This is a genomic window from Paenibacillus sp. Marseille-Q7038, from assembly GCF_965111595.1.
Genome location: NZ_CBCOOM010000002.1, coordinates 822,922 through 836,778 on the forward strand (window position 1 = coordinate 822,922; position 13,857 = coordinate 836,778).

Consider the following 13,857-nt stretch of genomic DNA (forward strand, 5'->3'; position numbering starts at 1 on the left):
TTGTGTTCTTGGGTTCATATTTCTACATAGCTATCCGATATAGAAGGTAATTAAAAATAAAGGAGCGATTTTATGCAGCGCATCAAACGGCCGATGGTATGGCTGCTGTTAGTCACGTTAGTTATTTCATTATTTCCACCAGGTTTGGTAAGAACAGCACAAGCTGCTGATTTTATATCAACCAGCTATTTTACACCGGATATTACAACATTGAAAAACACGGTTCTTTTGAAACTAGAGGGTGATACAACTAACCTGATTACTAGAGAGAACGTATATCAGGTGACAGATTCCAAACTGGCGGTTACGGGAACATATACCAAAGTGACAGGTTCCACGCTTAATGCTAAAGTGCAGCAGCTTACCTGGAATCCGCAAAAGGGAAAATGGGAACGAGAGGATTCCAAAACAACTCCAGGAACCATTCAATTGGATTTGGATAGCCCAGACAATCGCTTTACATCAACGATTTCCTTATATCCTGGAATGAATGAAGTTACGTTTTCAGGAACTCAAGGGAGTATGACTCGTTCTGAAAGTTTTTATGTTCTTTTTGATCAAGTGCCTTATGTAGAAAGTTTAAAGGTACTTGGATTATCTCAACCGGTAACTCTTAATGAAGGTACACAAGTGGTTATTCCTAAAAAAGAGATTACGTTAGAAGGTAAAATTCAAAATGCAACGAAAGCTACTGTCTCTCTAAACGGAGCAGCTGCACTCGCAACAACGCTTTTATCAGACGGAACCTTTTTTTCTCCACAACTACAATTAAATCCCGGACTCAATTCACTATCTTTAGTTATTGAGAATGGATCAGATAAAATTACCGTAAAACATTCGCTCTATTATTATGACACCAGCAATCCTATTGTTAGCATGTATTTAGCAGATGCAAATGGAAACGCAAATGATATGCTCACGGGGAAACCAACATGGACTGGGAATGAAGATGTAGCCTATCTTTATGTACAAGCCCTTGTCCCTGATCAAGGTAGCTCCGTAAATAAAAAAGTCGAATTAAATGGTAACGATATGAGTGGTAACCTTGAATATTTTGAATCACTATCTGTTAATGCGTCTGGTGAACTTTCTACTCAACCGGGAAGTGATGTTGTCATTCAAGGAATGGATGGTACAAACTCTGCCTATAGACTAGTGACCTTTGCCATTAAGAACTTTGAATTCATTAAACAAAATGGTGAAGCAGTAAGTGAACAGGATTATAATCTTCAATTTACTTATGGCTCTACAACAGTAAGCAAAACAGCCGATTTTATTTATGCTAAAGACCAAGTGGTAATTAATCAACTTTACTATTTAAAAGGATATGATGACTCAGGTAAGTATTCTAAAGAAAACTTGAATGGTGCAAAGGTAGATTCGGGTGATTTTTATATATCTGTGAAAACAAATTCAAGCATAAAAGAAAATTCCATACTGACAGCGAAGTATCTGCCGATTGGTAGTGCGATTACAACGGAATATATCGGGAAAATATCAGAAACAGAAACAGAATATATTTATAAAGTATCTGGCTTTCAAAATGGGAATCAGACGGTTCGTTTCCAATATAGTGGTTCTTCACAGTATAAAGATGCAGTGATCTCTTTTATATCAAAAACGTATATCTATATTTCAAATCTGTCAGATGGACAGACAGTGACCATAGATTCAAATGAAACTTCATCTTTGCAGATAGAAGGTCAGTATATTGGGTTTGATTTGAAGAACGGTGCATTTAATGGAGAGATGTTTGTTAATGGTGTGAAACCGGAAGGGCTAGATGAAAATTGGCTTAAAACAGGCACAGGTAGATTTGACGTAGAACTAAAGGTATCCGCGGAAAAGGGTCCCTTGGTTTATGGTGAGAACCGAATTATTTTTACAGGAACAGTAGCGGACAGTAACAACCAAGTAAGAGAAGTGCGGAAAGAAATCCGGATCTATATTCTAGATGAAAATGTATCTAATATAGATAAGTTTCAACCAGCAGTAGGTAAGAATCGTGTACTATTTCCTATCGAATATACCGATGATGTACAGTGGGCCAAAATTTTCAACTTAACACCTGATTTTATTTATAACAATGGGAAATACACAACGAGTCTGCAAAGTCATGATATTGTTATCCGAGGTAATGGAGCTAGCAAAGTAAATTTCAATTTGGGATCTCAAAATCTATTTTCTTTAGATATCTCGAACAGCAACTCAAAAGATACAGGGGAATTCACTTTCAATAATACGAAGTATGCGTATGAGTATTTTGGAAGTCAAACTGCTTTTGCTATTCGAGTTCAAAACCTGCCAGCAACAACAGCTGGCACATATGTGTATAATCTTGAGCTTATTAATAGCACAGGTGCTAAAACAAGTCAGCAACTCGAACTTGTGCGTGAAGTAAAACCATATCGCCTGCTTGCACCACAGCCAACTGTAGATGGCGGATATGTGGTTAATAAAAACTTTGTCCGCTTTGATATCGAGGCCGAAGGCGCTACTCAAGTTCTAATTGATAAAGTACCTGCGACCAAAAGAACAGATCTTGGTAATGACCGTTTCTTGCTGGATTATGTAGGTTTGAAACAGGATAAAGCGAATACAATAAAAATTGATATTGTGCGTGGCAGTACAACTACATCCGATACGATTTCGGTATTTTATACGGGCGCTGTAGCAGTAGACTCACAATATATGGCTCCAAAAGTAGCTACTAAATACAGTGTATTCAACAAAGGACTTGAATTAGAGTTCCCTAAAGGTACCATTATGCAATCAACCGATTCACGAGGTATTAATAAGTATTATCCGAACACACAGTTGCTCTTTGGAATCGCAGATCCGAAGGATGGTGTAGTAGAACGTAAAAATGATTATGGAAACATCATCGGTTTCCCTAATAATGGATTAACATCCGAGGAGACAGGACTCCCTTCTTGGAGTATCCCAGATGAGTACTTCTTGAGATTTAATTCCTCTTCAGCAAAACAGAATTTCTCTACCGTATCTAAAGTGTATTGGATCAGTGGCGGTCTTGGTGAAAAAGGAAATCAAGGGTCAGCAGACTATCTGTCACCAACGAACGGTCTTGCACCTTACTCAATTGAAGGGTTGTATGGAGATCCAGCTATCCCGGTAGAAAGACAAGTTACTCCATCACAAAGAGGAGAATTAACGCTTACTTTTAACAACAATGTTGTGGATGAAGTGGGTTCAACGATTACGGTATTTAAGTATACAACCAGCCGAGAATGGGTAAATATCGGAGGAATAGTAGATAGCAAGAAACATACGGTTACCGTACCTTTTGATGAATTTGGTTATTATGTAGTTATGAAACTTAGTCGCAGCTACACAGATATTACGAACCATAACTGGGCACGTAATGTACTGAATGGAATGTATGCTAAGGGACTTATGAATAATGTTCGTTTTGATCAGTTCGGAACAGATGATCAAACATCTCGTGGAGAATTTGCCACATTACTTGTAAAAGGACTCAATATCCCGCTGAATTATGATAATAATCAGACTTTTGTAGATCTCGTTCCAGGTGCTCGAAGCACAACATGGGATTATGCTCATATTGAAACTGCAGCAAGAGCAGGGATTGTTACGGGTCTGACAGAAGGTGTGTTTGCGGCAAGTCAGCCGCTCACCAGAGAGCAGGCCGCAGTAATGATAGCTCGTGCTATGAAGTTGAAGCTCACCGCGAATGACAGCAAGCTTACGGACAACTTAGCTAAACTGTATGTAGACTCTGGTCGTATTAACTTATATGCAAGACCAGCTGTACTCGCTGTTAATAAGGCGAAAATTATGACAGGAAATGCCATTACAATTCCTGGGCAAAAGAAACCGCAGTATAACTTTAATGCAACCGGTCTTCTGACACGCGCAGAAGCAGCCAAAATAGCGGTAGAATTGTTTAAGAAAAGCACAAAATTATTCCCGAATAATTTGAGTTAGTAGCGTATAACAACTTTGGACTGCTCCTATATGGGGGCAGTTTCTTCTTTTTGGTAATTACATGTTTCGCTAGTTTTTGTAATTTGGTAGTATTTGATATACAATAACTTAAAATACACATTTTTCTAAAGGGTGAAATTATCTAATGAAACCGATTTATTCGAAGGCTCAACTTGGCTATATGAAAACGAAGACACAATTTGAAAAACAAGCTGCTATTTTGGAAATGGAAATTGAGAAGACAAAGAAAACTCAAGAAATCACACAGGAAGTAATGGAAGAGCTTGTGATGAAAACAGGTTTCCACGATGCATATAATAATTTAGTTGCGTCAGAGAATGAACTTATTGATTGGTCTCATGTTACGATTAAGCACGAAAAAACATACAAAGAGAATAAGGAGCCCATCGAACAAATGTATGCGAACCTGAATACAGATCCTCAGATGCGAGCTCGTATTATTGATCTGGCAATGAAGATTAAGTAATAAGAAACGAAGAAGATACCCATGCGGTGTCTTCTTTTTTTGTTCTATTTTCTGAGAAAAGAAGAGATTTTCAAGAAAGTTTATTTCGCATGATGCAAACTTGAAAGTTATGGTTAATTTCTCATGAATCTAAACATGCACTAAACCTTTGTTAAAAGCCGTTTGCATTCAAATATAAAGCTTGGTTTCCACTATTTTAAAAATAAAGGAAAATTTTTTTTGTGTAACTCGCAACTTTTTTGAAACTAATGCGTTTAGTATGTCTAGCCAAAAACAAAGAGGAAGAAAATCAAAATCAATGGAGAAAATTGTCTATTAATTAGAAAAATTCCCTTTACGGCTTAATTATCACAATGTATAATACGAAAGGTAAGATTAGGTAACTACTCTATTTTTCTTTATACTTGGCTTAATTTACAAGTTTCTGTGAAATTTCACAGACATCATTTTATATGGAATACTTGCTCTAACTCTGGGAAGGGGGTGTAACAAATATGAGTAACACGAGCAACCCGATAACGAACAACAGCAATTATAAAAATAAAAATACTAATCATATGATGATTTCAGGAGGAGAAAAAAAGTTTATGAAGAAAATTTTATCCGTGGCTTTGTCTACAGCAATGGCATTCTCAATGTTTGCATCTGTAGCATTCGGTCAAGCAGGTCTTACTGATGTAAATGCACAATACAGTTATTTGAAAGATAAAGGTATTTTCTCTGGATTCCCAGACGGTCAAGCTCACCTTGACAGACAAATGACTCGCGCTGAGTTCGCGAAAGTAATCACGAAAACACTGGGTCTGAAAGAGATCAATGGCGTATATTCTTTCAAAGACAAAAACTACGGTGCTAAACACTGGGCAGCTCCTTTCGTAGAAGCTGTATCTGCTGCGGGTATCATGGAAGGTAAAAACACAACTAAGAAAATTTTTGACCTTTCCGGTCCTGTAACAGTTCAAGAAATGGCAACTGTACTTGTACGTGCGCTTGATCTTGAAGTACCAACTGAAACTAACAACTCTGCAACACAATGGGCTAAAGGTTATGTTCAAGCAGCAATCAACGCTGGTTTAGTAGATGCGAAAGCTAACTTCCAATCCAATGCTAGCCGTTCTCTTCTTGTAGGCGCTGCTTACGCAGTTGATCAAGAGCTTAGCCTTCAAGTTAAGGAAGCTAAAGTTATCGATTCCAAAACAGTTGAAGTGACTATGACTGATGGTGAAGTACTTAAAGTAACTCCTGACAAAGAGCTTGTACCTAACACAGAAACTGAAGTTAAATTCAAACACCAAGACAGAGATTTCTCTGTAAAAGTAACTTATGTAGTGACTACAGCAAATAAACTTGATGCAGTATCTGCTGATAACTTAAAAGAAGTAACTGTTAAGTTTGATGGCGAAGTTGATAAAGCAACTGCAGAACTAAAAGATAACTACAGATTGAATTCTAATCTGAAAGTTAAATCAGCTGTACTGAACGATGCTAAAAATGCAGTAACACTTACACTTGAAGAAGATCAAGCTTTTAGAAACCAACAAAAATATACTATTACTGTAACAGGTGTTAAAGCTGGTACTAAAACAATTGAAGGAAGTAACATCGAATTTACTCCGGTAGATAACAAACTTCCTGAAGTTGTTAGCGTAACGGGTCTGGGAACTAAAGCAATTAAAATAGTTTTCAGTGAGCCAGTTAAACAATCCTACACAAATAACTTCCAAGTAGATGGCCAAGGATTCTACAGTTCTCCAAATGTTGAAGGACGCGAAGTTATTCTGAAGTCTTCATCTGCACTTACAGTTGGTGAACACACACTGACAGTAACAGGAGTAGAGGATTTTGCAGGATTCAAATCTCTGAAATCTGACACTAAATTTACTGTAACTGAAGATAATACAGCTCCAACTATTGCAGAAGCTACAGCAACTTTGGAAAAATTAACAGTTACTTTCAGCGAAGATATTGACGACTCTACATTGGATAAAGCTAATGTTTACCATAAACGTGGAGACTCTAAGATCAATCCTGAAAGAATCGTAAGACTGTCTGCTAACAAATATGAATTCTACTTTGCTACAGATAAAGCGCTACCTTCTTACGAAACAACTATCTACGTAGAGAAAGTTAAAGATTTCTCTGGTAATGAAATCACTCAAACTTCTAAGCTGATTAAAGCTGAAATCGATACAGAGCGTCCACAAGTTCTAGACGCACGTGTAACAGCTGGCAATAAGAAACAATTGGCTTTGACTTTCAGTAAACCACTTGCTTCTGGCCAAGAGTGGACTAAATTGATTACAGTAAAAGATAAAGATGGTAAAGTTCGTCAAATCGAAACTGCTGGCTTCAAAGATGCTGATACAAGAAACATTCTCTTGGTTGATTTCTTCTCTGAACTTCCAGAGGGTACTAATACATTGACCGTTTCTGGTATCAAGGATAACACAGTACTTGGAAATGTAATGCTTGAGTACACAACTTCATTTAATGTAGGAGATACTAAGGCACCTGAAGTTGGTTCAGTATCCTTTAATGTATCAGACAATGCACGTCGTGCGGTTATCGTATTCAATGAAAAAATGGATCCAGCATCTCTGTTGAATCGTGCAAACTACTCAATTACTTTCGATGGTAGAGAAATTGGGTTGCCAAGTGATGCTTACCTATCAGTAACTCAAGATGGTAAAGCAGTTGTGATTGAATTGCCTGTAACTATCAATAATACAGATGTGACGAGTGCTTTGTTGACTCAAATTAGAGTTCAAGGTGTTAAAGATGTGGCAGGGAACTACCTTGCTGGATTTAATCAAGTCTTGAAATTGGCAGACTATCGTTATATCAGCTTGGTTGATTATAATGATCAAGGAAATGAAGCATCTCTTACTGGTAAGAGAGAAGTCAAAGTGAAATTGAATCAAAGTGTTTCACGTGTTATTAACAAGAACTCAGTTAAAGTATCTACTTATGGAGTAACTGATGTTGTAGCTAATGACAGCGAGACAATTACTATTAAATTGGATCGTGATGTTTACTCTCCAGCTGATCTAGACATCGAATTCGATGGAACTAGATTCATCGGTGCTGCTCAAAACGAAATCGGATTTGATTCAGCAGTATCAAAACCATCTATTGATGGAGCAAAAGTTAAAGATGAAGTTGCACCAGAAGTAGCTTCAAATCAAAGTGTTTATGCTACAACAGTTTCTGATGCTACTTATTCTGTGAAGGTTAATGTAACAGAAAACTTGAAAGCTGATGCGGCTCTTGTTTCACTGTATGCTCAAGATTTGACTGTAACACGTTTATCTGATAACAAAGTAGTTCCAGCTAAGACAACTCAAACTGATTTCTACTACACAGTTAAAAATGTTACAGTTGGTAACGCAACTGATCGTCCATACTTTGTAGTTGAAATTGTAGATCAAAAAGGAAGCCTAGCTGGTTACTCCATTGAAGTTAAAGGTGATGCTAAATACATCCAAGATCTTGGTGGAAATGTAATCAAAGGAAAAGATGCTGTTAGAACTAACTAATACTAATTGGTTTTAAAGGCAGGGATTCGGAGTTAAACTCCGAATCCTTTTTTTATATTATAGAAACTTTCCTATTAAAAATTGCGTCTATATAATATCTTTATAAAAAGGGATTAATTGGAGGTGCTACGTGAATCATAAATATAACCAAAAAACAATATTATGGATTGTCATTTTGCTGCTGAGCTCTCATTCTGGGACAAGGCACCTCAGTAGGTGCAGAACCTGAAGAAACAAAATCAATACAAGCCATCCAAGATCTACAATCGAACAGTAAACAGGCACTTACTTCTATCTTGCAAAACGCTTCAATATCCACCCCATCAGATGTGTTATACAATGGACAAGGAGCTCGAACACAAATATTCGGCGCAGGTTCGAATATAGAATCCAGTCTTCAAACTATTGCTGCTTCAACAGGTAACACTACTTCTAAGACAACCACTACCAAGAAAGCCTCAACTACTCAGAGCACCAAATCCACCACGACAAACAATAATAAAACCCTACATACTCTGTCTAACCTAAAATCAGTTAAATTAACCTCAAAAAGCATAGTGAAATTAACCGACCTCAACGTACTCACACAAGAAGATGGCAAGACCATCTCGTATACCCTCACATATCAGAACAATGACAGCAAGAATCTCATGCTCATCGACTACTGGACAAAGGTAAAAACAAAAGGCGGAACGCTATATTCTCCGAGCCTAATTACACGTGACAAGGACAAGAAGAGCGTAGCCGCAGGGTCTACTCTTGATGTGACGTATCTTGTAAAGGTTGGAAAGAGCGTGAACGTTAGCGATCTTTTATTTCAAATCGTGAAGTGGGATTTCAGTAAACCGAACTATGAAAACAACCTTGGTCATTTTAATGTACCGACATCCTATACGTTATCTACACCTGTAAATAAGTCCAAATCCATTCGTTTGGGAGACACGCCTGTTAAAGTCAAAGTAACCAAGCTAGAAGTACATCCTGTGAATGAATATAACTATGCAGAAGTAACGGTGAATCTGCATAATGTCGGTTACAAAATGCTAGAGAATCCAACGGCGAAATGGGTGCTGAGAACAGCAGGTGGCAGTAATTATCCGCTTATAGCTGAAACGGTAAGTACTGAAGCGGCGCCATTTAATATTCAGCCACAGGAGAACAAGACGATAAAACTGCTCGCAACCATTCCTAAAGCCGTAAAACTGACGGGAGCAGAGTTAGTGCTCGTGGAGGAAGAAGGCGAGGCGAAGACGGTACTGCCTCTAGCCACGTTAGAGCTGCCTAAAGCAAGTACAACGAAGATCGTTGCGACGGCACCTTTTAAAGCAAGAGAGATCGATGTGGACGGTCAAAAACTGCAAACCACGCTCGAAGGAGCAACAGTGAACCAAAGTTATGACAAGAACGATCTGTCCATTCGATTTCATTTAAAAAATACTGCGAAACAAACGATCACTGTACCTAAGTATGAGTTCATACTGCTGAGCGGAACGGGTAAATCATATCCCATCACTACAAAGGCACTTGAGAATGTGACGCTGAAACCGGATGAAGAGAAGACAATTAAGCTGGATATCTCGGTATCCTATGCCGTTGCCCAAGGTGCACTTAAACTGCAAATGAATGTACCTAAAGATCCGGAGAAAAAGGAACCTTCCTTCAGCTACCCAGCAGGGGTCTACATCTTACCTAAGCCATCATCGTTGCAGAATACATTAGGATCTGAAACAACCGTGAAAAGCGATAATGGCACGTATGGAGTGACCTGGTCATCCATTCAGCGTTTGCCTTGGACAGATGGTGATCTTTTATCTGCGAAGCTGACGGTGAAGAATACTTCTGTCAAAACAATGCGTCTTCCTGAACTGCAGGGAGCCTTTACTGTGGATTCAGCCAAAGACCTAACAAGTACGAAACTGATTAAAAGCCAGGCCGCATCCTTAATCGGTCCAGGTCAGTCGATTGACTTGTATCTATTAACTAAAGTACCGACAGCACTTGATATTGCCCAGCTACAAGTATCTTTAGAAGAGAAGGTAGGAGAAGAGTCTTTTGAATGGCTAAAGCTGACGAATATTGGAGCCATCCCTGACGTACTGAAGATTGAGAAAAACAAAGTATTTACCCTCACTACACTTGGTAAAAAGGCAGAAGTCAAAACAAGGAAAACAGTAGTATACCCAGGTACGAGTACAGACCTTGTATATACCGAGCTTGAAGTGACTAATCTGGAAAACCGCCAGACAGAACTATCTCAGCTCAGCGGATATTATCAGTCTTCGAGCGGGCTTTATTTTAAAACAAACGTGAAACAGATTGAATATCCTGCAGGTCCGGAAGATAAGAGTATTGTGACCATGTGGGCGAAAATACCGAAACGTGTCACCGTCTCAGATATGAGGTTAATTGTCGGAGAAGGTGTAACGGAAGATAAACTGACTTCCATTAAGGAAGAGCCTACCGGTTATGTGAATGCAGCCTCACTCGAAATTGCACCAGAACAGCTCACTGCGCTCACGAAGATTGAACAAGTGGAACTGTACCCATATCAGATCAAAACACACACCTTCGATGCTTATTTATCAGGCGGCAGCAGTGTAGCGGTTGAGTGGTATTATACGTTAACTGTAGATGATGCATATGATTTGCCGGAAAGTGAGCATAAATTAGTCGTGGAAATGACAGATGTAACAGGACGTGTGTTCACGAAGGAACTGGTACCTGCTACAGATCTTAAGCTTGAACCGAATCAGTTACTATCATGGGCTATCGATGATAAGGTATTTGAAGATCGCAGAGGAGGAACCTATCAAATCTCGATCTATGATCTTTTCCAAGGAGAGAAGTACAAAATAGCAGGTCAATCGATGTACTATAATCCAAATCGAATCCCGGTGGAACTGCCAACAGATGAGTGGGATAGCAAATAACAAGGGTAGCTGCAGGTAAAGATCCAATATCATGATTATATTAATTTTGGTAACTTTTTCTTGTCTACTAGCATGATACCCTCTATCATTAGAGTTATAGAAACAGGGTTTGAAAGATTTAAAGGAGGAACATCATGAAACGCATGTGGAAAATAGGTATGGCAACAATCGCCGTAGGCAGTGGCATATGGATTGGTTCTATCATGAATATCTCAGCTGAAGGAGCTTCTGTTACGTCCCAGCCGGGTACAGCGGATGACCCTGTCGTTACGAAGAGTTATGTTGATCAAGCCATTAAAAATGCAGGTAAAGGCAGCGGAGGCACAACTACGACTCCTTCTGTCCCTACTACACCAAGTACAAACGCTGGAGATGAGCTAAAGATCGTTGTCGTGAAACCAGGACAGCGTCTAATTGCCGGTGCAGGTACCGAGTTTATTGTACGTAGTGGTAAAGCAGTCATTTACTCTGCAGACAGCAACGGTGTGGCAGATTTAACTCAAGGTGCAGACCTTGGTAATGGAACAGCGATCACGAATAACCACTTATTATCATTCCCTCGTGAAGGTCGTGGGATTGAAGTCGTGCAAGGGAATAAGTATAACCTGACCGTAATGGTACGCGGATCTTATAACCTTAAGTAGTAACAAACAGGACTCATAAAAAAGGATACTTTCTTCCTAATAAGTTTAGTATGTGATGTTTCGCTTCATATTATATATATGAAGTGAAACATTTTTTTGTTTTCATGAAACGGTTTCTGATCATTAGAAAAACAAACGTAAACACTCCCTATATAATATGAAGCGATTTTTTTACATCTTCGCATAAATGTAATCCATCTTATATTTATACTCCCAAGAACAATTCGCTTCATTTTCCCAAAAGTAACAATACTTCACCAGTCTATATTTATCCCGAATGCAGACACTATACCTGCAAGATCATAATGCAGGAGGTGCAATCATATTATGCCAAGAAATAATCGCAAGCTTGTTCCGGAGAGCCGACAGATGCTGGACCAGATGAAATATGAGATTGCTGCAGAGTTTGGCATCCAAGTAGGTGGATACACCGGAAAAGATCTAGACGCAGAGTTTGGTGAGGAGCTGGGATCAACGAGTGGGAACCGCTCTTACTCCGGATGGGGACATGTAACTTCCCGCGAGAATGGCTCCATTGGTGGAGAAATGACAAAACGATTAGTTCGTTCTGCAGAGTTGCATGCAGCCGGACTCCGACTGTGAGGTGAATGAATAATGAGCAGAATAAATAAAATCACCAAGAAAATTCAAAAATTCTTTAGAAAATTGCGGAAATAATTCGATTTCATCATTGATTGACACCGATTGACAAATACGTTAATATGTCGTATGAGGATGTATTGCAACCTTTTCCGTTTCGGGAAAGGTTCATTTTTTGTATTGGATAAAAGTGATGGCTTATACCATACAAATCCATATACGTGGGAGGTTGAAACTACTATGTCTGTTAAAGGGCGCCACTTATTCACATCTGAGTCCGTAACTGAAGGACATCCAGATAAAATCTGTGACCAAATTTCCGACGCCGTTCTTGATGCGTTTCTTGAAGCTGATCCTAATGCACGTGTTGCGTGTGAAGTATCTGTAGCTACTGGACTCGTACTTGTCATCGGAGAAATCAGCTCCTCTGCTGATTATATCGACATTCCGTCGATTGTACGTAATACCGTGAAAGAAATCGGTTATACTCGTGCAAAATATGGTTTCGACTATCAAACGTCTGCAGTACTAACATCTCTGAATGAGCAATCGAAAGATATCGCTCAAGGCGTTAACGCAGCACTTGAGAACCGTGATCCAGATCAAATGGATAAAGAGACTGAAAATATTGGTGCAGGGGATCAAGGACTCATGTTTGGTTTTGCAACCAACGAGACTGAAGAACTGATGCCGCTTCCGATTGCTTTGTCTCACCGTATTGCTCGTCGTTTGGCAGAAGTACGTAAGAATGGTACGCTTGAATACCTTCGTCCAGACGGTAAAACACAAGTTACCATTGAATATGATGGAGACAAGCCTGTTCGTGTTGATACGATCGTTGTATCCACACAGCATGCGGAAGAAATCACACTTGAGCAAATTCAAGCTGACATTAAAGAGAAGGTTATCCTTCCTGTAGTTCCAGCAAATCTGCTTGACGATGAAACCAAGTACTTCATTAACCCAACAGGTCGTTTCGTTATCGGTGGACCTCAAGGTGATGCAGGTCTTACAGGACGTAAAATTATTGTAGATACGTATGGCGGTTATGCTCGTCATGGCGGCGGTGCTTTCTCCGGTAAGGATCCTACAAAAGTGGACCGTTCTGCAGCTTATGCAGCACGTTATGTGGCTAAAAACCTCGTAGCTGCTGGACTTGCAGACAAAGTAGAAATTCAGCTTGCTTACGCAATTGGTGTAGCAAACCCAGTATCGATCAATGTCGATACATACGGCACTGGTAAAGTTAGTGAAGAGAAGCTTGTAGAACTCGTTCGCAATAACTTCGATCTTCGCCCAGCGGGCATCATTCGTATGCTGGACTTGCGTCGTCCGATTTACAAACAAACAGCTGCTTACGGACATTTTGGCCGTACAGATTTGGATGTACCTTGGGAACGCGTGGACAAAGTGGAAGCTTTGCAATCGCAAGCAGGCATCTAATAGATCAGAACTTCATTCTATGAAGTTTCTACACATCAAACCTTCGATGATTGTGATCATCGAAGGTTTTTTTGATGTTCCGCTTTATTTTCCCCAGAAAGGCGTTGAATATCCTTCTTCTGGAGAAGCAGGATGCTGACAATGGGTAATCGATATAAGGAATCTGAAAAAGAGCGTAACTTTTTCCATTTTTTGCAGTCTATTAAGTAGAGGATAAAAATGTCTTTAGCTCCGTACTCTTTAAGAGTTTC

At 39.3% G+C, this 13,857-nt stretch carries 7 protein-coding genes; all 7 read left to right on the top strand.

Going from position 1 to position 13,857, the window contains the following annotated elements:
* The first annotated feature begins 72 nt into the window (after nucleotides 1–72).
* The 7 genes from ACWPWY_RS20960 (at nucleotide 73) to metK (ending at nucleotide 13,606) form a co-directional block, all read left to right on the top strand.
* Nucleotides 73–3,966 (top strand): S-layer homology domain-containing protein, encoded by a 3,894-nt coding sequence (locus ACWPWY_RS20960; protein WP_454193522.1) that lies wholly within the window; start codon nucleotides 73–75, stop codon nucleotides 3,964–3,966.
* Between the two features lie 145 nt (nucleotides 3,967–4,111).
* Nucleotides 4,112–4,453 carry a hypothetical protein gene (locus ACWPWY_RS20965; protein WP_454193523.1) on the top strand — a complete coding sequence of 114 codons (342 nt, stop codon included), beginning with the start codon at nucleotides 4,112–4,114 and terminating at the stop codon, nucleotides 4,451–4,453.
* A gap of 494 nt (nucleotides 4,454–4,947) precedes the next feature.
* Nucleotides 4,948–7,989, top strand: a complete 3,042-nt coding sequence (locus ACWPWY_RS20970; protein ID WP_454193524.1) for a hypothetical protein — start codon at nucleotides 4,948–4,950, stop codon at nucleotides 7,987–7,989.
* 557 nt (nucleotides 7,990–8,546) lie between these two features.
* Nucleotides 8,547–10,919 (top strand): hypothetical protein, encoded by a 2,373-nt coding sequence (locus ACWPWY_RS20975; protein WP_454193525.1) that lies wholly within the window; start codon nucleotides 8,547–8,549, stop codon nucleotides 10,917–10,919.
* Between the two features lie 134 nt (nucleotides 10,920–11,053).
* Nucleotides 11,054–11,563: a hypothetical protein gene (locus tag ACWPWY_RS20980; protein ID WP_454193526.1), complete on the top strand. Its 510-nt coding sequence runs from the start codon at nucleotides 11,054–11,056 to the stop codon at nucleotides 11,561–11,563.
* A 327-nt stretch (nucleotides 11,564–11,890) separates the two neighbouring features.
* A complete protein-coding gene (locus ACWPWY_RS20985) occupies nucleotides 11,891–12,166 on the top strand; it encodes a small, acid-soluble spore protein, alpha/beta type (RefSeq protein WP_454193527.1) in 276 nt (91 codons plus the stop codon).
* 237 nt (nucleotides 12,167–12,403) lie between these two features.
* Nucleotides 12,404–13,606, top strand: coding sequence for a methionine adenosyltransferase (gene metK, locus ACWPWY_RS20990; RefSeq protein ID WP_454193528.1), 1,203 nt, complete (start codon nucleotides 12,404–12,406; stop codon nucleotides 13,604–13,606).
* Nucleotides 13,607–13,857 lie beyond the last annotated feature (251 nt).

Excerpts from the sequence above, each read along its gene's own strand:
- ACWPWY_RS20960 (WP_454193522.1), top strand. The coding sequence starts at position 73 with ATGCAGCGCATCAAACGGCCGATGGTATGGCTGCTGTTAGTCACGTTA.
- ACWPWY_RS20965 (WP_454193523.1), top strand. The coding sequence starts at position 4,112 with ATGAAACCGATTTATTCGAAGGCTCAACTTGGCTATATGAAAACGAAG.
- ACWPWY_RS20970 (WP_454193524.1), top strand. The coding sequence starts at position 4,948 with ATGAGTAACACGAGCAACCCGATAACGAACAACAGCAATTATAAAAAT.
- ACWPWY_RS20980 (WP_454193526.1), top strand. The coding sequence starts at position 11,054 with ATGAAACGCATGTGGAAAATAGGTATGGCAACAATCGCCGTAGGCAGT.
- ACWPWY_RS20985 (WP_454193527.1), top strand. The coding sequence starts at position 11,891 with ATGCCAAGAAATAATCGCAAGCTTGTTCCGGAGAGCCGACAGATGCTG.
- metK (WP_454193528.1), top strand. The coding sequence starts at position 12,404 with ATGTCTGTTAAAGGGCGCCACTTATTCACATCTGAGTCCGTAACTGAA.